The organism is Prosthecobacter sp. SYSU 5D2, from assembly GCF_039655865.1.
Classification (GTDB): domain Bacteria; phylum Verrucomicrobiota; class Verrucomicrobiia; order Verrucomicrobiales; family Verrucomicrobiaceae; genus Prosthecobacter.
This window is the reverse complement of record NZ_JBBYXL010000012.1, coordinates 216,332-237,611: the sequence shown is the minus strand read 5'-3', so window position 1 is coordinate 237,611 and position 21,280 is coordinate 216,332. Positions and strand designations below refer to the sequence as shown.

General features: G+C 59.6%; 7 protein-coding genes. 4 read left to right on the top strand and 3 right to left on the bottom strand.

Annotated features, from left to right (window positions below):
• Positions 1 to 209: 209 nt before the first annotated feature.
• The 4 genes from WJU23_RS20070 to WJU23_RS20055 all read left to right on the top strand — a co-directional run bounded on the left by WJU23_RS20070 (position 210) and on the right by WJU23_RS20055 (position 14,906).
• Positions 210 to 9,224 carry a choice-of-anchor D domain-containing protein gene (locus WJU23_RS20070; RefSeq protein ID WP_346334406.1) on the top strand — a complete coding sequence of 3,005 codons (9,015 nt, stop codon included), beginning with the start codon at positions 210 to 212 and terminating at the stop codon, positions 9,222 to 9,224.
• A 179-nt stretch (positions 9,225 to 9,403) separates the two neighbouring features.
• Positions 9,404 to 12,655, top strand: coding sequence for a PVC-type heme-binding CxxCH protein (locus WJU23_RS20065; protein WP_346334405.1), 3,252 nt, complete (start codon positions 9,404 to 9,406; stop codon positions 12,653 to 12,655).
• Positions 12,656 to 12,749: 94 nt separating this feature from the next.
• Complete coding sequence (locus WJU23_RS20060; protein WP_346334404.1) at positions 12,750 to 13,880, top strand: LptF/LptG family permease; 1,131 nt, start codon at positions 12,750 to 12,752, stop codon at positions 13,878 to 13,880.
• Between the two features lie 15 nt (positions 13,881 to 13,895).
• Positions 13,896 to 14,906 (top strand): substrate-binding domain-containing protein, encoded by a 1,011-nt coding sequence (locus WJU23_RS20055; protein WP_346334403.1) that lies wholly within the window; start codon positions 13,896 to 13,898, stop codon positions 14,904 to 14,906.
• A gap of 18 nt (positions 14,907 to 14,924) precedes the next feature.
• On the opposite strand, the gene WJU23_RS20050 is transcribed toward WJU23_RS20055, so the two are convergent.
• From WJU23_RS20050 to WJU23_RS20040, 3 genes are all read right to left on the bottom strand, one after another.
• A complete protein-coding gene (locus tag WJU23_RS20050) occupies positions 14,925 to 16,544 on the bottom strand; it encodes a sialate O-acetylesterase (protein ID WP_346334402.1) in 1,620 nt (539 codons plus the stop codon).
• A gap of 102 nt (positions 16,545 to 16,646) precedes the next feature.
• A complete protein-coding gene (locus WJU23_RS20045) occupies positions 16,647 to 18,137 on the bottom strand; it encodes a LysM peptidoglycan-binding domain-containing protein (RefSeq protein ID WP_346334401.1) in 1,491 nt (496 codons plus the stop codon).
• A 127-nt stretch (positions 18,138 to 18,264) separates the two neighbouring features.
• The gene (locus WJU23_RS20040) at positions 18,265 to 20,772 is read right to left on the bottom strand and encodes an autotransporter-associated beta strand repeat-containing protein (RefSeq protein WP_346334400.1); all 2,508 of its coding nucleotides are present in this window, start codon (positions 20,770 to 20,772) and stop codon (positions 18,265 to 18,267) included.
• Positions 20,773 to 21,280 lie beyond the last annotated feature (508 nt).

The following is a 21,280-nucleotide window of genomic DNA, read 5'->3' as shown; positions in this document are numbered from 1 at the left end:
CTGTTGCGCCGATGATAGTTGGGCGATAGGCCCTGCGAAAGTAGGTCGCTGCCAGTTTATACCCCCTCCTTCAGCAATGAAGCGAGGGGGTTTTTTATGCCCATTTTTCCAGTTCAGGCTTGCTCTCACAGTCGTAATTTGGTGTTATACTTCTGATGCGGCCCCCCCAACCATCGAGTCGGCTTTTTTTTTGCCTTCTAGCCCTATGTATGGGCATTGTCATCACAGGCGTATGGACGCTGCAGGATGGCTATTTGACTCCATCGGCCAGCCGTGTTCCGGATTCCGCTGAAAACAGCAGCTTGTCTGCAGTGGCGGCTGGGGACTCCTCCCGGCAAAGTTTGCCTGATCCCAACGCGCCAGGTCTGACCACTGCCGGAGGGCAGCCGATGAACCCCTATCAGGAACACCTGCTAAAAAATGCCGTGCTTCTGGACCAGCGCTCTGAACTGCCCACGAGCGCAGGTGGCCCCCGCAGAGAAATCCGCCTGTGGCGCACCGGTTTTAAGTATCCGCTGATCCGGGAAGAGGTCTGGCTTCAATCTTCCCCCGGAAAAGACAGTGCAGTCCGCCGGGAATTTTCGGTCGCCGATCATGTGCTGGTCAAGTTTCCCTACGGATTTCCAGACGCAATGATCCACGAATGGGCTGAGCGGCATGGGTTCTATGTCCGCCATTCCTTGAAAACCACTCCAATCAAGCTGGTGGCGGTCCCTGATGCCGGACTGGATTCAACCGAGGTGATCCTTTCCGCCTTTAAAGCTGACTTTCCCGAAGCAGCAGAGCCCCAGGTGGCATTGGCGGAGCATGACAATCTGGTTTTCCCCAGCCTGGCACCGGATGACATCAGTTTTAACGAGCAGTGGGCCCTCGAAAACACCGGTCAAAACGGCGGCGCACCCGATGCGGACATTGATGCGCCGGCGGCCTGGAACATTACCACTGGCTCCAGGGAAGTATTGGTCGCTGTCATTGATACCGGGGTGGACCGCAGCCATCCAGACCTGGAACCTAATATGTGGACCAACCCCGGTGAAATCCCCGGGAACGGCATTGATGATGACGGCAATGGCTTTGTGGATGACGTCCATGGCTGGGATTTTTTCTCCGGTGACAACAACCCCATGGATGAAGACAGCCATGGAACGCATTGTGCCGGCGTCATCGGTGCTGTGGGTAACAACCGTGCGGGGATCAGCGGTGTCTGCTGGCAGGTTTCCATGGTTGGCATCCGGTTTCTGGGACCCGGTGGCGGCTCTACTTCCGATGCGATTGAAAGCATTAACTACGCCGCTTCATTGGGAGTGGACCTGACCTCCAACTCCTGGGGCGGAGGCGGGTTGAGCGTGTTCTTGCAGCAGGCGATTGAAGACTCTGGAGACTTAAACATCCCGTTTATCGCCGCAGCCGGAAACGATGGAACCGACAATGATTTTCAGCCCCACTTTCCGGCGGCCTTTCCCAGTGACAATGTCATCTCCGTGGCTTCTTCCACGGACAGCGACACACGCTCCGGCTTCTCCAATTACGGTCGCATTTCGGTGGACATCGCTGCTCCCGGCACTGGGATTTACAGCACCGTCCCTGGCTCTTTTTACACAGCCATGAGCGGCACATCCATGGCGGCCCCTCACGTGGCCGGTGCTCTGGCTCTGGCCAAAAGCATTGCCCCCTTGATCACTGTTGCTGAGTTAAAAAACCAGCTGATGCAGACGGCTGATCCGGTGGCTGAACTCGCATCAGCTTCCGTCACGGGCGGGCGATTAAATGCCGCCAGGCTTGTCGAGGCCGTGGCGGGTCCATATCCTCTTCTCACTGTGTTGGCCGTCAAAGAACTGCCAGGTGGCAATGGAGACGGCATTCAAAACCCGGGTGAAACACTGGCTGTGGAGTTCCGGGTGACCAACCGTGGCACTCAGACCGCCACGGATGTCGTGGCGATGCTTAGCAGCTCTGCAGGCGATTTATCGCGATACGATATTGTTGAGGGCAGTGTGGAAGTGGGCACCCTGCTGCCCGGCCACGCGACGGTGGAGAACCGCAGCTTTGTGGTGACTGTGGATTCAGAGACGCCCACTCCACACACGGAGCAGATGATCGTGACCGTCCAGCATGGGGATCCGCCCCAAGTGCGCGAGCAGGGTTTTGACCTTCACTCCTATACTTCCAGCGTCGTGGCCGGGCGGGTCACCGATGTCGAAGATGGCAGCGGCCTGGCGAATTCCACTGTTGTTCTCGAAGGCCCGAGTGTTGTGTCTCTCAACACTGATGTTGATGGAGGCTACACGGCAACCCTTACTGACGGCGTTTATCAGGTCACTGCACGCGCTCCCGGTTATTTGCAAAGTGCGCCGGTGGAAGTCCAGGCTCCACCAGGACGCAGAGGTGTGGATTTTGCCCTGGCCCGGCCACAAATCCGGATTGAGCCCGGCGAGGTGAGCGTTCAGACCACCCGTGGGCAGGTGGTGGAGCGAGAGCTGATCATGACCAACCAGGGCACGGCCCCCCTGGAATGGAGCCTTAGGGCACGAAATGTCAGTGCACAAAACGCGTCTTTCACCCTGTCGTCAGCGATCCGTCCCAGCGCCAACGCGCCAGATATCGCTGCATCTGCAGATGTTCCTGTGACGGTTCCGGCGGTCACCGTTCCGTTAAACAACCTCAATGGTGTGACTGTGGGGGCTGTCTATACAACCTTGGACCGCAGTGTGCTGCTGGATGATCTGCGTGCCCGCGGCGCCACCATCGTCACCCTGGCGCCGCCGATGACATCAGCTTCACTCGCGGGGATAGATGCCATCATTGTGGACGACACCGTGGAGGTGCTTTCTTCCAACGACATTCAGAACATGCGGACGGCCATTCAAAATGGCACCGGCCTGCTGGTAGAAGCGGACAACATCACCTCCATGGCACGGGTGCAGTCCTTGCTGGCTGGTACCGGCATCAGCGCCGGGGCAGTGATCTTCCGGGACCTGACGCTCACTGACATCGTCTCCCATCCCATCACCACCGGCATCACCTTGCTCCGGCAGATCGCCGTCGGTGCCACCGCCACCTTGTCGGGCCCGGCATTGCCTTTGGTGCGTGAGCCCAATGGCGATGTTCATGCGGCCGTTTCCAAGCTGGGCCGTGGAGTCGTCGTCTTTGTGGGAAATGAAGTGACGGAGACCAGCAATTTTGCCATTGGCGATGGACGGCGTTTTGCCAACCAGATCGTGGACGGCTTGCTGGAAGGGCCGGGCTGGCTGGCAATCAGCCCGATGTCAGGCACCCTCAACCCGGGTGCACAGCAACCTTTGAGCCTGTCGCTGGATTCTGGAACTCTGCCCTCAGGTTCTTATGAAGCCGCACTCTCGGTGGCCTCAAACATTCCGGATGAACCGGCTCTGCTGCTGCCAGTGACCTTTGAGGTCGTGGATGTTCCGGTCTTCACCGTGGATGTGGAGAGCATCGAATTTGACAATGTGATCCTTGGCGCAGCAGTCAGCCAGGACGTGGTCATTAGCAATGCAGGGACGGCAGAGCTGGTCGTGGACGCGCCCACTTTGGCCGGTACCCATGCCGCCTGGTTTTCGGTAGATCCGCCCAATGCTCTTTCGATACCACCGCAGGGGCAGGCGGTCATTAAAGTCACCTTTCTTCCTGAAGCCCCGGTGGGCGCTTACACGGCCTCGTTGCGTCTGGTGACCAATGACAGCCTCAAACCAACGGTCAGCATTCCCATTCAGGGCAGTCATGTCGCGGCTCCATTCATCACCTTGAATCCTGCCACACGCACCGAGGTCACTTTGTCCCAGGGGCAGATGGCCTCAAAAAAATTCACCCTCAAGAATACCGGTAAAGGCATCCTGAATTACCATCCTGAAATCGTTTTTCCTGATGGACGGCCTTCTGACTGGGCGGAAATCGAAGGGCCTGCGGGCCTCTCGCTGGCACCCGGCAAGAGTGCGAAGCTGACCCTCCATTTTCATTCGCGTGCCCACCCGGCCTCCGTTTATTTTGCCCGCTTGCGCATCACATCGAATGACCCTGTGCGCTCTGTTTTGGACCGTGAGCTCAGTCTCACCACACTCGCCGCAGCCATGCCTGTGGCGGATCCCTTGAGCTATGAGAAGACGTATGTGGGAGAGTCGCGGACCCAGACACTCACCCTGGTCAATGCGGGCCAGTCTGAGATGGTGCTGCGCAGCGTGCGCGGGCTGAATGCCGCCTTTAAGGCTGATTTCAAAGGACCCGTCACCGTTGCTCCAGGTGCCGCCTTGGACATTCCGGTGACTTTTGCCCCGCGCAAGTCCGGGGATATCCAGTCTTCCCTTGTCTTCGCTTCCAACAAGCCAGGTCCTGCCTACCGCATACCGGTCTCCGGCATTGGAGCCCGGCATCCCAGCATCCGCGCGACGCCTGCCAAGTTCACCGTCAAGACTGTTCCCGGTGTCCCACAGACCCGCATCATCAAGCTCACCAACAAAGGTGGCGAGGTTCTGAACTGGAGCCTGCAGCCTGTCGCGGGCAATGCCGGGTGGTTAGGCCAGCAGCCATCTGCGGGCAGCCTTGATCCCAAGGCGAAGGGGCAGATCACCCTGTCCTTCTCCACGGAACAAATGCCTGCGGGTGACTACACCACCCTGGTTAAAATCATGACCAATGATCCGGAACGCACGCTGGTCACTGTGCCCATCGCGTTAAAGGTCTCCAGCCACGCTGTACTCCAAGCCGCACCGGCGGAGCTGGACCTGGGGGAGGTCTGGCTGGATCATTCCGCGCAGGTCCGTTTTGATCTTACCAACATCGGCAACCTGCCGCTGGATCTCACCAAAGTTATCTCCAGCTCCAAGGACATGGTTTTCCCGTTTAATGCGGGTTTGACATTGGCTCCAGGGCAGTCATACACCTTGTTAGGCGAGCTCGCTTCCTCCAAGTTCAAGCCTTTCAAAGGTGCGGTGACTGTGAAGTCAAACAGCCGTGTCAAACCAAGCCTGCGCCTCCCGGTGACCGCCACGGTGAGCGAGCCTCCCACCATGAGTGTGGATCCGGCCCTGCTGGCCGAAACCCTTGCGCCTAACCAGGAGTTGGAAAAGGTGCTGAACATCGCCAATGAAGGTGGCGCCGGGCTTCAATGGCAGGCGGCTGTTGTGGCTGCACTTCCGGCAGGGCCTGCAGATCCCGAGGAAGAGCCTGTGCCGGATCTCTCCTGGCTGCGGCTTGCTGCCACGGAGGGCACGGCTTCTGCTGGAGGCTCGTCACCTTTGGCGGTCACCCTGGATGCACGTGGGCTTCCTGCGGACATCTATGAAGCCCGTATCCGTATCACCAGCAATGCTCCCGATGCTCCCAGCCTGCATGTCCCCGTGACCATGACGGTGCCCAGTGCCGCCATTCTGTCGGCAACTCCCGCTGGCATCCAGCATGCAGACACACCGGCCAATGGAACCTCCTCTCAGACGGTCACCTTGCGCAATGATGGCAACCTGGCTCTCACATTGCAAAACATCGCCAGTTCAGACAGCGTGTTCCGCATCGCCACAGCGCTGGTTTTCCCCCTTGTTCTGGCCCCTGGTGAAAGCACCTCCTTCCGTGTGGACTTCACACCGTTGGAACCGCGCCCTTATTCAGCGCAACTGGCCATCACCTCCGATGTGGCAGGACATGAGGAGACCCTGCTGCCTGTGATGGGCACCGGTGTGCCGTCACCGCTGCTGGTTCTCAACCCCAAGGCCATTGTGCTGACCACAAGGCCCGGAGTTCCCGCTACGCAGCCCATCACCCTTGAGAACCATGGAACCGCTCCTCTGGACTGGAACATTACCGACAACCTCACCACCGGCTTTCTGAGTGATCTGTCCGGTACGGTGGCTCCTGGCGGCAGCCAGGTTATCACTCTGACCACCTACAGCACCTCCTCCACGCCGCCTGGTGGCTCGGTGCAGAGCATCACCTTGAATTCCAATGATCCTGTCCAGCCGGTCATCGGCATTCCTTTCACCCGGAACATCCTTGCTGAGCCGGTCCTTCTGGTGACTCCGTCGCCGGTGGATTTTGACACCGTCCTGTTGCCAGGCTTCGGCCAGCGGCAGGTCACTCTGAGGAATGCCGGCAATGCCAATCTGGTCATCTCCGGGATCGTCTCGCCGTCTGATAAACTGGTGGTGGCCGCTGTGGACTTCCCGCTCATTCTTCCGCCCGGCAGCACTTATGCGCTGGGTTTGCAATACAACCCGGACACGCCGGAAGTGCTGGGCGGCAGCCTGGTCTTCACGACGAACAATCCGGTCACCCCGGAGGTGCAAGTTTCAGTGACCGGCATCGCTGCCTATCCTCCCACCCTTTTGGTTAATCCAGGAGCTGTGGATACGACGGTGGAAGAAGGCCGCAATTTCAGCACCACCCTTACCGTGGGCAATGAGGGTGGCTCCTTGCTGAACTGGAGCGCCACCATTACCCCGCCCAGTGCCAGGTCATGGCTTTCGTTGGGACAGTCCACGGGCAGCACGCTGGTTGGCGGTGTTTCCAATGTCTCCGTCCATTTCAATGCTTCCAGTCTCCTGGTTTCTTCACGCTCGGCCAACATCACCTTCACCAGCAATGCCGTTGAAAACGGAACGGTCATCATCCCCGTGACTTTGGCTGTTACTCCTGGGGAATTTAGCGTCACGCCAGCGGCCATAGAAAGTGCCACGGTGAAAGGCGCCGCTCTGCCGGAGTCCGCCTTTAGCATCATCCCCCGTGCAGATGCGTCTCCCAGCTGGACCGTTTCTTCCAGCGTCTCCTGGATCACTCCATCCGCCGGTTCCGGCAGCGGCGCGGCGGACATCATCCTGAGTTATTCCGCCACTTTGCCGGAAGGCACTCATGCCGGCCAGGTCATCGTTTCCTCCGGGGGGCTTAACCGTGTCATCCAGATCACCCGCCATGTGGTGAAGCGGCAGTTCAGCCTCATGCAGACGGACAGGCGGCATGACCGCATTTTGGGGCTGGTGAGAGGCACGGCTGGCAAGACTTCTTTCCTGGTCTCCCTGCATCCCGACAGTCTCGCTTTGCAGCAGGTGCTGCTCCTGCCCACGGACATCACCAGCATGGATCTCACCACCGATGAGCGCACGCTTTATGCCATCAGCTTTGCCGGGCGGTCCATCAGCCGCGTGAATCTGGATGACTTCACTTTGGTCGCCTCCAAAAGCATCCCTCTGAGCCAGGATACCGGTAACTTGTATCAACTGCAGGCAGGACGTGAAGGCAGGGTGTATTACACTGACGCCACCTCGAATCCGGCATTGCACATCTATGACTTCGAGACCGGAACGGATGTGGACACCTTCCGCCTCAGCGGTCTCCAGGGCATCGGCAGTTTTGTGGTCACGCCGGATGCCAATTTCATCTATGCGCGTTCGCAGACCGGAGGCGGCAGCAACGCCACTTCCTTCCTGGCGCAGGTGGAATGCGCATCGGACAACCTTACGCAGCTCTCTGCCACCAGCGCCACCTTGGAGCAGGATCCTTCCCCCCATCCGGTCCTTTTGGGTGCAAATCTGGATAACGTCATTACGCAGCGAAATTTCTTCACCCGGGTCAATCTGGCCGGAGGAGTGCAGGGGACGCTGACGCAGGATAAGATATACAACGCCTCGGCCTATCTGGATGTGTTTGTCACGGCCTCCCAGATCATCGGAGCAGACGGGGGCGTGGTAGCAGACCTTCCGGTCACCACGACCGTCACGGCTTTTGCGCCGGACCAGTCCCGTCTCATCTATCAGGATCCCTCGTCAGATGTGCAGGGCAGTGTGGATACCTCTTATCTGCCGGAGATCTTGGTCGCGCCGGACATTGCTTCAGGCTCGGTGCAGAATGGCACTTTCAACACGCTCTCCTGGTCGGGAGATCCCAATGTGGCCACCTATGATCTGTATTTTGGCAGTGATTCTGCCGTGGTGGAGTCGGCCGTGTTTGGGGGCGGGGGCGCTTTTCTGTCTTCCTCTTCCACCACTTCCTCCTTCCTTTCGCCCAGCCAGGTGCCGCTGGGACAGACGCGTTACTGGAGGGTGGATTCGAAAGGCCTGGACGGCACGGTTTCCAAAGGGCCGGTGTGGAATTTCCGGATGGCCCGCGCGGCAGCCAGCCCTGATCATCTGACGGGATACGCCATGCCGCCGGGTGCGGCGGTGCAGGAAAAAACACTGACCATCACCACCGCCTCGCCGGATGTCTCCTGGACCCTGTCCAGCGATGCCACCTGGGTCACACTTGGACAGTCGAGCGGTACGGGGCCTGCCACGGTGACTGTCAGGCTCAATCCTGCACTGCTGCCTTCAGGTCCGCATCACGCGGCGCTCACCCTTACCAGCGGCGCGGATGCCGTCACGGTGACGGTGCGTCTGGACGTCATGAGTCCTGTGAACATTGTCAAAATGAAGGCGGATCCAGTTCTGCCTGTCGTTTATGCGCTGCACCGTGAGACGGTGGCTCCTTATCTTTCCTGGCTGCTGTGGGTGGACCCCTTGACCCTGAATGTTCAGCGGGCCGTGATGGTCGGCAATGCCGCCCTGGATTTCGTCCCTCATCCCGCAGATGACCGGGTCTATGCTCTGGTGGAGGATGGCAGGAAGATTCAGACAGTGGAGCGACAGGGGGCTAATGCATTGCTCTCTTCTTATTCCCTCACCACGCCTCACGCCGCCGTCCATGCCGGAACGGCGGGCAGGCTTGTGACCCTCAGCGGAGCCAACGTCTTGCAGTTGCGCAACTCTGCCTCAGGCATGGCCATCGGCTCTTCTGTTCAGGTTCTTGGCCGTAACAGCCTCACCGTGGCCAGTGCGGATGGAGCCAACCTTTATGCAGCCGTGACGCAGGGCAGTTCCACGGTTGGGCTGGTGAGGTATGCCGTGACTGGTGGCGGCATCAGCTTTGTGACGGCGAATTATTTTTCAGGCACTCTCGAGTCTCCTCTGTTGCTGTCAGGAAATGGAGCGCATCTGATCTATGGCCGCCAGTCTTTCTCGGCTCCAGGTCTTACGGCCACCAATAATCTAGGGCAGCGCATTTATGCGGTTTCACCTGACGGCAGTTGGGTGGCCTCCAGCAGCACCCTGTTCTCAGCGGGTTCTCCGGCTGAAGCCCAGTTCCCTCTACCGACGACGACCACCCAGATGGCCATCACTGCGGATGGCGGCACGCTTCTCCTGTTTGCCCCGGCCTCCCATTCGTTTGTGCCGGTGGAGATGCCGTGATTTAAAGGCTGGTCAGCAACGCTTGCACATGGACCGCAAGTAACCAATATTCCTCTCGCTGACGTAATGACCTTGCCTGTGCTGATGCAGGCTGTCCGGTTCAGCTTAACGTCCGCTTTCTGCGGGAAGAGCCGCCGAATCCTGCCTTGTCTCCCATTCTCCATCCCTTGCCACCCTCCATGCGTTTTCTGACTTTGATCGCGGCTGTTGCCACCACCTGTTCTGTCTCTGCGGCGGAGGTTTCATTGCACCTGTGGTCAGGTGATTTGAATGTGCCGGATCCGGTGGCCTGCTCGGTAGATGAACAGGGACGGGTGTATGTGGTGTCCACCACACGCCGCAAGGTGGGGGATCTGGACATCCGGGAGCATACCCAGTGGATCCCCGATGATGTCAGCTTCACGAGCGTGGAAGATAAACGTGAATTTTACCACCGTGAACTGGCCCCCGGAAAAATGCGCCGTCCGCGCGGCAGCCTGAAGGACCATAACAAGGACGGCTCCATTGACTGGAAAGACCTCACGGTGCACACCGAGCGCATCTACCAGCTTCGGGACACGGATGGCGATGGCACGGCCGACAAGATGACGGTCTTCGCCGAGGGCTTCAATACGGAGGTCACGGGCATCGCCGCCGGCGTGCTCTACCATGACGGCTGGGTTTATGCCACCATCGCCCCGGATCTATGGAGGTTAAAAGACACGGATGATGACGGTGTGGCGGACATCCGGGAGGTCGTGGCGCACGGCTTCGGTCTGCACATCGCTTATGCCGGACATGACATGCATGGCCCACGACTGGGGCCTGACGGGCGCATTTACTGGAGCATTGGTGACAAAGGGCTCAACGTCACGGACAAGACCGGTAAAAATTGGTATTATCCTCATGAAGGAGCCGTGATGCGGGTGGAGCCGGACGGCAGTGGATTTGAAGTCTTCGCCCATGGCCTTCGCAACGTCCAGGAAGTGGCCTTTGATGAATATGGAAACATGTTTGGCGTGGACAACGATGCGGACATGCCAGGTGAAAAAGAGCGGTTTGTTTACATCACCGAGCGCAGTGACAGCGGCTGGCGCTGCAACCACCAGTACATGAAATCTGACAGCCGCTGGATGCGGGAAAACATCTGGATGCCCGGTGCGGTCCAGCCTCTTTTCATCACGCCACCACTGGCTTATGCCGGGAACGGTCCGGCCGGTTTCCTCTATGAACCCGGCACCGCGCTGGGTGAGCGCCTTCGCGGGCACTTCATTCTGAACCAGTTTCCGTCGGGTAAAATGGAAGCATTCAAGGCCACTCCGAAGGGGGCCGCCTTTGAGATGAGCAAGACGCGTCTCATCAATAGCGGCGTCATGGGCATCGGCATGAGCTGGGCGCCAGATGGCTCCTTCTACATGGCTGACTGGGTGGGCGGTTACCCGCTGGATGAAAAGGGCGCCATCTGGTCAGTGGATGAAGAGAAGGCCAAAGGCAGCCCTGCACGGCAGGAAACCCGGAAGCTGCTCACTATGGGCTTTGGAAAAACGTCCGTCAATGATTTGCAAATTTTGTTAGGCCATGCCGACCAGCGTGTGCGCGTGGCTGCCCAGCTTGAGCTGGCGAAGCGGGAGGACTGGAAAACGCTGGCCAAAGTGGCGGGGGACACAAAGGCGTCCCTATTCAGCCGCATTCACGGCGTCTGGGGATATGGCATCGGCTTCCGGCGTGGCCAGACGGATGATGCGGCCCTGGTGGCCATCTTGAAAACAGAGACGGATGCCGAGGTGCAGAGCCAGATCGCCAAGGTGCTGAGTGATGGCAAGCCGGGGGATGCTGCAAAGGAGTTGGTGATCTCGCTGCTCATTTCTGAGTCACCACGTGTCCGTTTCCATGCAGCCATTGCCCTGGGCAAGCTTGAGGTCGCCTCAGCGGGGGATGCCCTTCGTCAGATGGCGGAGAAGGATGCGGAGGATGCCTGGCTGAGGCATGCCGTTGTGACAGGCCTGGCAGGCTGCGTGAAATCTGAAGATCTGGCTGCACAGACGGCCTCAGAGTCGAAGAACCTGCGGGTGGCCTGCACCCTGGCGCTGAGCCGCCAGCGCTCGGCTTTGGTGGCGGGTTATCTGGAAGATGCGGACCCTGCCATCGTGAATGAAGCCGCGCGGGCCATTCATGATGATATCGGTGTGCCTGAGGCCCTGCCACAACTGGCCGCCATGCTGGATGAAACGCATGTCCTGGAGGAGCCGACGCTGCGCCGCGCCATCAATGCCAGCCTGCGCCTGGGCGAGCCTGGGGATGCGGCCCGCCTGGCCAAATATGCTCTGGCGGACAAGCCGCTTTCCCTGGAAGCCTTTAAATCGCTGCTGCTTTTCACTGCTCCACCCCGTCTGGACCCGGTGGACGGCGTGCACAGGCTCTATCCGGCCCGTGATCCTGAGGCCGTGGCAGATGTGATGCAGCCTCATGTGCAGGCCATGCTCACTTTGGCCAGTCCCGATCTGAAGGCTGCTGCGGTGGAGCTCATGATCAATCTGTCATTGGAAGTCGCCGCCCCCGCCTTGCAGCAGATTATTTCGGACAGTGCCGCCAGTCCGGCGCTGCGCGTGGGCGCATTGAGGCTCATGGCCTCCCAGCATTCCGCCGCCGCTGAGTTTGCCGAAACCCTGAAACAGTCCGCCGCCAAAACGGCTCCCGTGGAACTGCGCATGGAGTCTCTGGTGCAGACCTATGAGCATCAAAAGGACCGCTTCATGGCTGAGGCCTCCCGCGTGCTGGAGCAGGGGACCCTGGCGGAAAAACAGGCCGTCATGAAACTGATGGCGGCCAGCAAAACCAAGGCCGCCAGCGACCTTCTCGACGGCTGGATGCAGCGCCTTGCCGCAGGCAAGGTGGAGGCAGGGCTGAAGCTGGATGTCATGGAGGCCGCCCAGGCCCATGAATCCCTGGCAGAGCGGGTGACCACTTATCAGCATGCCCGTACCACCGCACCACGGGATGACCTGGTCGAAGGCGGAGATGTGAACAATGGCCGCGAGATCGTCACCAACCACCTGGGGGCCAACTGCCTGGCCTGCCACACGGTGGAAGAAAAGGAGGGCAGCCAGGTGGGGCCCATCCTCAAAACCATCGGCAGCCTGCGCACGAAGGAGAATCTTTTGGAGTCCCTGGTCAACCCGGTCGCCCAGATTGCTCCCGGATATGGCCTGGTTTCGGTCACCCTCAAGGATGGAACGAACCTGGCGGGCGGACTTTTTAAAGAGGACAAGTCCAGCATCACCATCCGTCTGGCGGATGGCACGGAGAAAAAGCTCCCTCGCAACCAGATCTCCATGCAGACGCCGCCAGTCTCCATGATGCCGCCCATGCTGGGCATCCTGACCGCCCGGGAGGTGCGAGATGTGGTGGCCTACCTCGGCGGCCTGAAGGCAAAGAAATCCACCAAGAAGTAAAACCGGCGGGAGATGACAAAAAGGTTCCGGCGGGCGGCTGACTTTCCAAGGCCAGCCTTGCCAGCTTTAAAACGCGGCCTAGTCTGAGCCTCACATGGTGGTGCGTATTTTTGACCGATATCTGGGCAAGCAAGTCCTTGCAGCGACGCTGATGGGCGTGCTGCTCCTCAGCGGGGTCATGGTGCTGGGGAATGTCTATAAAAAGCTGGATGAGCTGCTGGGCGACACCCAGTTGCCGATGGGTTTCATCCTGGAGTTCATAGCGCTGATCATTCCGTTTTCGCTCATCTTCACCATTCCCTGGGCTTTTTTGACAGGCATCCTGCTGGTGTTTGGCCGTCTTTCGGCTGACAACGAACTGGTCTCACTGCGCATGACCGGCTGGTCCATGTCGCGCATCTGCGCAGCCGTTTTTGTCCTGGCCTTTGCCCTCTCCAGTGTGTGCTACTGGGTGAATGTGTCCGTCTCGCCCATGGCCAAGGACCGCATCAAGCGCATGTTCTTCGAAGTGGCCATGGACAATCCGGCCGCACTTTTTCAGGAGGGCCGGGTGCTGGACAAGGTGCCAGGATTCCGCATCTACACGGGCAAGCGCGACGGCAATGAGCTGCAGAATGTGGAGATCGTCGAGATCGAAGGCCGGCTGGCCCAGCGTGTCATTCATGCGCGGAAGGCCACGCTGGAAATGCAGCCTGGTGAGCTGGATTTCATCATGCACCTGGAGGGGGCGGAGATCGAGAGCATGACCTACAACGAAGATAAATCCGTGAACAAGGTGGAGTTCGTCAATGCCGCCACCACGGCCATCGTCTTTCCGCTCTCGCGTCTGAAAGCGGACAGCGTGAAAGTGAACGCCAGCATGAAATCCACCGCCATGCTCTGGGATGAGGTAGGCAGCCGCATAGACGGAGTCACGGAAAAAGCCATGGATGACAAAGACCACAGCCGCTCCCTCACCGAGCTGAGCAAGCGCTACAGCTTCTCCCTGGCCTGCATCACCTTTGCCCTTGTGGGCATCCCTCTGGGAGTGACCGCGCAAAGAAGGGAAACTTCCAGCGGCTTTGCCCTCAGTCTGATCACCGCCACCGTTTATCTTGTTTTCATCATCCTCGCGGATACGCTCAACAGCCAGCCTTCGGCCTTTCCGCACCTCATCATGTGGCTGCCCAATGTGCTTTTTCTGGGCATTGGAGGCTTCCTTTTTTACCGGCTCAGCCGCCGTTGATCCTGCTTTTTGTGTATGAAGAACCGCCGTCGCATCTGGTTAATGGGTTTGTTTTTGTGCCTGGGCATGATGACAGCCTGCAAGCGTGCGGCCCGGCCTGAGGTGGTGGAAGATTCCTCCGTCGTTGTCTTTCTTTCAGCCCATGGCGACCGCATGTACGAAAACGGTCAGCGACTTTTGTTCGCCCGTTTGATGACTCAGGATCCGCGGTTCCGGCTCCAGACGCTGGATGCCGGCAGCCAGGTGGAAACGCAGGTTTCACAGATGAAAGCCGCCCTCCAGGAGAAACCCCTGGCGATCTTGATTGATGCCCTGGATGCCAGGTCCCTGAAGACTTTGGTAAGCGATGCCCTGTCAGCGGGTGTGCTGGTGATCGGCCTGGGGGAAGGCTCGGCAGACCTGGACTGCAGCACCGTACTGGTCGCGGACCAAAGGAAGCTCGGTGAACTGGCGGGTCAGCTGGCCGTGAGGGCGCTGCTTTTAAAGAACCAGGAAGAAGGGCGCAATGAGGCTGCCGGACGGGTGATCGAGATCCGTGGAGATGATGAAAGTGTGCAGTGCCAGCAGCGGCATGAAGGTTTTGAAGCTGCGCTGGCTGAAGCTCCCGGTGTCATTTTGGTCCATGATGCGCCAGGCGGCTGGAGCCTTGCCGGGGGCAGGGACCGCGCCCTGGATGCCCTGCGCCTGCAGCAGTCCTATGACATTGTGTACGCCCACAATGATGTGATGGCCTTCGGGGCCTCCCTGGCCCTGGCTCAAAAGGAGGTGCGCAATGAGGTCATGGTCATCGGCACCGACGGATTCCGCGGTACGGAAGGCGGCATGACCCTGGTCGGTGATGGGGAGATTGATGCCACGCTTTACCAGCCGCTGCTGGTGGACTTCGCCTGGGTGCTGCTGCGCAAAAAACTTGAAGACCGGACCTTCCGTCCCAAACCCAGGTACGACATGCCGCTGCGCACGATACAGCCCAAAGATCTGGATGAAATCCGTCTTAACGGGCTGCCTCCGCATCCGGAGCTGTAAGAACCGCCGCGGGAAAGATCAGCGGGCACCTGCCTTTAGGACTTCCTGGAAGGGGGAGGTCACTCCCATGGTGCTGAGAATGAATTCATCCGTACGGAAAGGACTGGCTGGCAGGCCTTCAGCGTTGATGAGGTTGGCACCTTGCGGCCAGGCTGCCCAAGCATATCTCACTCCGACAGGCGCGGGAACGTCAGGGCTGGAAACAACGAGCTCATTGCCTTCGATTTTGGCCTCTGCCCAAACCCATTTTTGATCCTCCCCGGCGATCTGGAAATGCTTCAGCGGCCCGCCGTCACGGCTTTTCAGCCCGCTTCCGGCATGGTCAAACTGGAGGCGAATTTTGCTGCCTTCAACCGTGCTGTTTTTGAAGAGCGGCCCGCTGGGCACCGTGCTCGTTTTTCCATAGTCACGGGCCAGAGCCCAGAGGGCGAGACGACGCCCCACCTCCTGTTTGTTCTTGGGATGGATGTCCTTCTCTTCGCCGATGTCATTGGTGACCGCCAGACCGGTTTTGGGCAGGGTGATGGTGGTCAGGTATTGGGCCTCCTGGAGCTCTGCCCAGGTATCAGGCACGCCAGGTTCAGCGGTCACCGGCAGGCGGTTGCCGTAGCTGGCGAGCTGCACAATGTAAAAGCTGAACTCGTCATTCCAGCGCGTGCGCCAGTCGTTGATCATGTTGGGCAGCAGCTCCTGGTATTGAAAAGCGCGGGTCTGGTTGGACTCCCCCTGATACCAGATGGCTCCCTGAATCGTGTAGGGGATGAGCGGAGCGACCATGGCATTGAAAAGGACGGCCGGATAATGCGGGGTTTTATTGGGATCATCCGGCGGACGGGGAGCCGGTGGCAGAGGCTTCCTTTCTGCCTCTGGCAGCTTGAGATTGGCCTCCTTGACGGCTTTCACCTGAGACTGCCACTCTGCCTTGGCGACATCAAATTTCGCATTCTCGGCCACCGGATTCCAGCCGTTGCGGATACCGTTCCAGTCACTGAGCAGTTGCGCGGCGCAAGGGCGGTCATTCAGCGATTCCATGCTGGTCCAGGCCTCGATGCGGGTGCCCCCCCAGGAGGTGTTGATGAGACCGACGGGCACCTTCAGCACCTGGTGCAGGTGACGGCCGAAGAAGTAGGCCACAGCGGAAAACTGGCCCGCATTGGCCGGGCTTGCTTCCTTCCAGGTTCCCTTCACATCCTTCGCCGGTTCCATGGCCGTTGCCCGCTCGACGCTGAACATGCGGATCTGCGGAAAGTTTGCCGCTGCGATCTCCTGTTCTGCATTGGCAGACTGGGCCACCGTCCACTGCATGTTTGACTGGCCCGAGCAGACCCACACCTCACCCACCAGGAGGTTTTTCAAGGTGATGCTGTTCTTGCCGGTGACCGTCATCTCTGCCGGGGTGGCGCTGGCTGGCATGGGGTCCAGGGTCACTTTCCATTGGCCGTCCAGGTCTGCCTGCGTGACTTTGGTCTGTCCGGCAAAGTTGATCGTGACATCTTCATCCTCCCCCGCCGTCCCCCAGATGGCCACGGCTTTGCCTTGTTGAAGAACCAGACCATCGCTGAAAAAAGCAGGCAGGGTGACATCGGCCATGACCGGCAGACCGCTGAAGATGAGAAAGGGGGCAAGGAGACGCTTCATGACAGGTGGGGGCAGACTGTTACAAAACGTCAGCCTGTTAAGGTACGTAACAACGTACTTTCAAAACGCACAAGCGCTGAACGCGCTGCTTCTGCAAGGTGGCTATTGCCAGGTCAGAGGGGTCCCAGCGGGCAGGAGGCGCACCGCATAGGCGATGTTCCAGTTGGTCATCCTGAAACCGCCGATGCTCTCCTGTCTGCGCATGTAACCGGGGATGCTGGTGCCATGCAGGCCATAGGGCAGGGGGGCGGGATCATTGGCCTTGGCCAGGTGAATCCAGATGGGGCCGACGGGGTTGTTCGGACCGGCGGGGAGTACAAGCGGTGAGCTGAAAGGTGCCGCAGGATCTCCCAGCGTGGTCATCTGCGGGCGGGGGATGGCTTCCAAAATCTTCCAGGTGCCGCGTCCGCGCAGTCCGGGGCGCGCCACGGCGATAGGCAGATTGGCGATGAGCTTGCCGCTGCGGCGGATTTCCATCCGGTTGTTGCTGACGATGGTGGCGGTGACGGGTTTGGCCGGATCGGCAGCGGGCTGCAAGGGTTCATCCAGGGCCGTTTCAATCTCAAAGGGGATGACATTGGGAACAAAAAACAGTGCTCCAGCAGACACTGGAGACTTCAGTCCGGAGTTGATGCGGCGCAGGAATGATTCCGAGCAGTGGAAGCGCTCGGCGACAAACTCCCAGACATTGCGATAGGGGAGGAAGGTGCCTGCGGTCAGGCTTTCCAAGGTGACGGCTGGTGCGGCCGGGGCCGGGGTGCGGGACCGAGATGGCGGTGCCTCCGGTTCCGGGGCGATCCAGCGGAAGTCCTCCCGTTTTAGCTGATAGTCAATGAAGGCTCCGCCCATCTGGGTGAGCACAGCCGGAACCTGGCCCATCTCAAAGGTCAGCACTCCTGGATTGGCGGTCTCATAAGAGCGCAAAGCGGCATCATAAAGCGGGCCGTCCGTGCCATCAATGGGGCCTGCTGAAAAGCCCTGGCGGTCCAGGTAGGCCTGCATCAGCACCACGCGCGCCACGCTGCTGGCGGCGGAGGGCAGGGGACGCTTCAACAGGGGTTTGACCTCCGGCTCATCCTCAGGCACCGGCACGGCTTTCACTGGCTGGCCTGGCTCCACTTTGGGCGGGGGCGGCGGCGGCGGGGCCATGGCCTGGATATCGGCCAGACTGGGGATGCGCAACGTCTGGCCGATGTTGATGAGGTCCCGCTTCATCCCGTTGAAGGCTTTCAGCTGGTCCACGGTGACGCCATACCGGCGGGCGATGACGTAGAGGGAGTCTCCTTTGACGACCTGGTATTCCAGGGTGGTTTCAGGAGGACCCTGTGGCCGCGCGTTGGCGGAGCCGCCGGCGGCTGCGGGTGAGCCGGGTTCAGGTGCAGGCGGTGCGTCCAGAGAAAGGCCCCAGGCGGCGGCATCAGAGGGCTCCGGGGTCCAGCGCCATTGCACCGCCATTTCCATGCCAGGCTCCACGGTGGCCTGGGCCGGAGTTTGGGCGGAAAGGGACAGAGCCGAACCGAGGAGAAGAACTGTACTCTGAATGAGCAGCCTACGAACCGCAGTGGCATGGAACAAGGTATTTTTCGCAGCCATAAGATATCAAAGCTGAGAATGGGAAGAGCACAAGCGGAGGTTGGAAGAACATCGGAATGGAGCGGGCAGGTTCACCCCTGGAATCGCAGTCCGGGGCCCTTCCGGCTCCACTCAAAATTTGAATTCCTCAAAAGCGCCTCCTCCGGGTGGCCAGAGTCATCAGGCCCAGGGCCAGCAAAAGCATACGCCCTGGCTCAGGCACGATGGTCACCGTCAGTGAGCCGCCGTCAACCAATGGAGTGATGTCCCAAAGCAGGCCCCAGGGGCTGAGGTCAGGGAGGTCGAGATTCCCTTCATTGCCGGCCAGATTGCCGCCGCTGCGGTTGTTTTCGCCTACGGAAAAGCCGTTTGCCTGGAGCAGTCCGGCCCAGTCCAGCAGGACCCAGCCGTCACCAGAGGCGGGGACATAATCATCATCCAGGGTGACGACGAAGAAAGTGCTGCCATTCAGAGTGAGGTCGCCGTTGATGACGATCTGATCAGCACTGCCAGCATTGAGGATTTGAAAGGCGGCCATGGTGCCGGGGGCAGACGGGGTGAAGGCGAGGTCTCCGGAGATGGTCAGACTCCCGATGCCGTCACCTGCCGTGGCAATGGCGGCGGCCTCGGAGGTGCTGCCGGGACGGATTTGGGCGCTGCCGCCCAGGTTCAGTCTGCCGTTCACCGTGCCGCTGCCGCTGATGACCGGGGTGCCACTGGCTGGCTCATAGGTAAACCCGCCGCCGAGGGCGCTGACATCCAGAATGCCGTCCAAATCCAGCTGGATCCAGGTGCTTTCGGCGATGCTGCCGTCGGCATTGAGCGTCAGGCGGCCGCCACTGACGGTAGTCTTGCCCGTAAAAGTGCTGGCTGCCGTCAGGCGGAGGATACCGTTGCCGGTTTTCAAAATGCCCCCCGTTCCGATGAGCGGCACGTTCATGGTGGTGGTGCCCGCATTGATGGCGAGCTGACGCACTTCAGTGCCGAGGTTGATCTGGGCCACCCCAAAACCACCGCTGCCGCGGTTGAAGTTGTTGGTGCCGGTGGCGGTGAGGCTTCCTTCGAGGATGAGCTCGCTGCCTTTGTTGCTTTCACTGGTGGCGGGGTTGAGTGAGATAGTCTGCCCGCTGAGAGTCATGCCTCCGGCACCGATGGTGAACGTGGTCACACGTGCGGCGCTGTTGCCGCCGATGTTCAGCACCGTACCGGAAAAGCCTGTGGCATCCAGTTCATTGACGGACATCCGTCCGCCGCTGTTCGTCGTCATGGCACCACCACCGGACAGAGTGGCCTTGCCGGTGATGGTGACGATGGCGGAATTTCCCGAACTGGAGGAAATGCCAGTCCCGCCTGTTTGCACATAATTGGCAAAAGTCTCATTCCGACCGCCAAAACTCAGGGTCGGGCCGGAACTGACCGTGATGGTGGCGGTATCAGGGACCTGATCCGCAACCAGCCAGCGCAGGGTGCCTCCATTGACTAAAATGTCGCCGCCCACCGCATCCACACCTGCGCTTTTGCTCAGGCTCAGCGTTCCTTCGGTCACTGTCGTTAGGCCGCTATGGGTATTCGAAACTCCGCCTCCCATCACCAGGATGCCTTCCCCGGTCTTGTTGATGCCGCCGGTCCCGGCCGTGGGCAGGCTCACGGTAGTCGTTTCGTCCAGGACGTTCCAGGTACGGATCTCCGTGCCCAGGTTCAGCTGGTTCACCGCGCCATCAGGCAGCACCCCGCTGCCGCTGGTGGAAATACGGCTGAGGCCGGAGGAAGTGATGCCGCCATTCAGGATCAGCTCATTGCCACGCCGGCCCGCCGTGGTGGTGCGGTTCAGAGTAATGGTCTGGCCGGTCATGGTCAGACCGCCACTGCCGACGGTGAGGCTGGTGACCACATCGGCACCATCGCCACCAAAAAGGATCGCATTACCCGTGGAGGTAAAACCGGTCAGATCCACCGCATTGGCCGCCCACCGGCCTCGGCTGTTGAGCGTCAGTGGCGTGCCGCCGGACATGGCCAGGGTTCCGGTAATGGTGACAATGGCCGTATTGCTGCCAAGCTGCCCGCCTGCGGTCTGGGTGTAATTGGCAAAGGTCTCGGTGCGGCTGCTGAAAGTGATCGCTCCGCCGGAGACGGTGATGGAGGCTGTGTCTGCGAGCTGGTTGTTCGCCCCCCAGATGTAGGTGCCGCCCGTGGCCACTTCCACATCCCCTGCGATGGCCGTCACACCGGAGCTTTTGGCCGTGGTCAGCGTGCCGCCGGAGATGTAAGTCAGCCCGGTCAGCGTATTGGCCGCACCGCCGCTGAGGGTCAGCACGCCATCGCCCGTCTTCGTCATGCCCGCCACTCCTGCGAGGGAAGAGCTGATGGCCGCCGCCACATTGGCATTAATGATGGGAGTTCCGGCCAGGGTCAGTACATTGCCGCTGAGCGTGTAGCTGCCCGAGCCTGTGGCATTGAAGGTCAGCCCGCCAGCGGTGATAGCACTCTCCAGGGTGACTGTCCCGGCGGCACCCGTGCCTGTGCCAAAGATGGCAATGTCTGCCTGGTCATTGTTCCAGACCTGGTAGCCAGGTGGCATCGCTGCCGGATTGAACCACCGGTCTGCGGCGGTGGTATTCCAGGTTCCTGGGCCGTCTTGCAGCCCTTCTTCGTTCACATCTCCATCCCAGGAAAGAGGGACGGCTGAGAGGGCTGCTTGTGTGCTTATCACAGCCAGGAAAAAAAGGGTCCTTAGGGTCACAATCAAAACAAAGGTGGGGGGGAATGAAACAAACATTCCCATCAAGCAGCTTCTCTCCCAAAAGATAACAAATTCGTGGATCTCCAAAGAATTAGCCGATCCTTTATCCGCAGTGGTCGCGCTCCTGTCAGAACGCCTCCAGTCCATTGTGGTTGCCCTGAACTGCTGGAAACAAGGTGGGTGCTTTTTGCATCAAAAACACGGGTAAATAATATTAAGATGTCAAGTGGTTAGTCCTTGCCTTTCCCAAAGTGATTACTTGAGCGGGAGCGTTTCTGCTGCGCGGCCTTGATGGGTAAATAAGGTATTCCTTTATCGTGGGAGCGTTCCGCACTTTTCTATCGCATCCAATTTCTCTTCGTGATGAATTCGGGTTTCAACCCCTGTGAAGTAATGGTTTCAGCTCGCAAATGGTAAAGGGTTC

What these genes read in the sequence shown, in the direction of transcription:
- WJU23_RS20045 (WP_346334401.1), bottom strand. Translation starts at nt 18,137, where the DNA reads ATGGCTGCGAAAAATACCTTGTTCCATGCCACTGCGGTTCGTAGGCTG.
- WJU23_RS20065 (WP_346334405.1), top strand. Translation starts at nt 9,404, where the DNA reads ATGCGTTTTCTGACTTTGATCGCGGCTGTTGCCACCACCTGTTCTGTC.
- WJU23_RS20050 (WP_346334402.1), bottom strand. Translation starts at nt 16,544, where the DNA reads ATGAAGCGTCTCCTTGCCCCCTTTCTCATCTTCAGCGGTCTGCCGGTC.
- WJU23_RS20060 (WP_346334404.1), top strand. Translation starts at nt 12,750, where the DNA reads ATGGTGGTGCGTATTTTTGACCGATATCTGGGCAAGCAAGTCCTTGCA.
- WJU23_RS20070 (WP_346334406.1), top strand. Translation starts at nt 210, where the DNA reads ATGGGCATTGTCATCACAGGCGTATGGACGCTGCAGGATGGCTATTTG.
- WJU23_RS20055 (WP_346334403.1), top strand. Translation starts at nt 13,896, where the DNA reads ATGAAGAACCGCCGTCGCATCTGGTTAATGGGTTTGTTTTTGTGCCTG.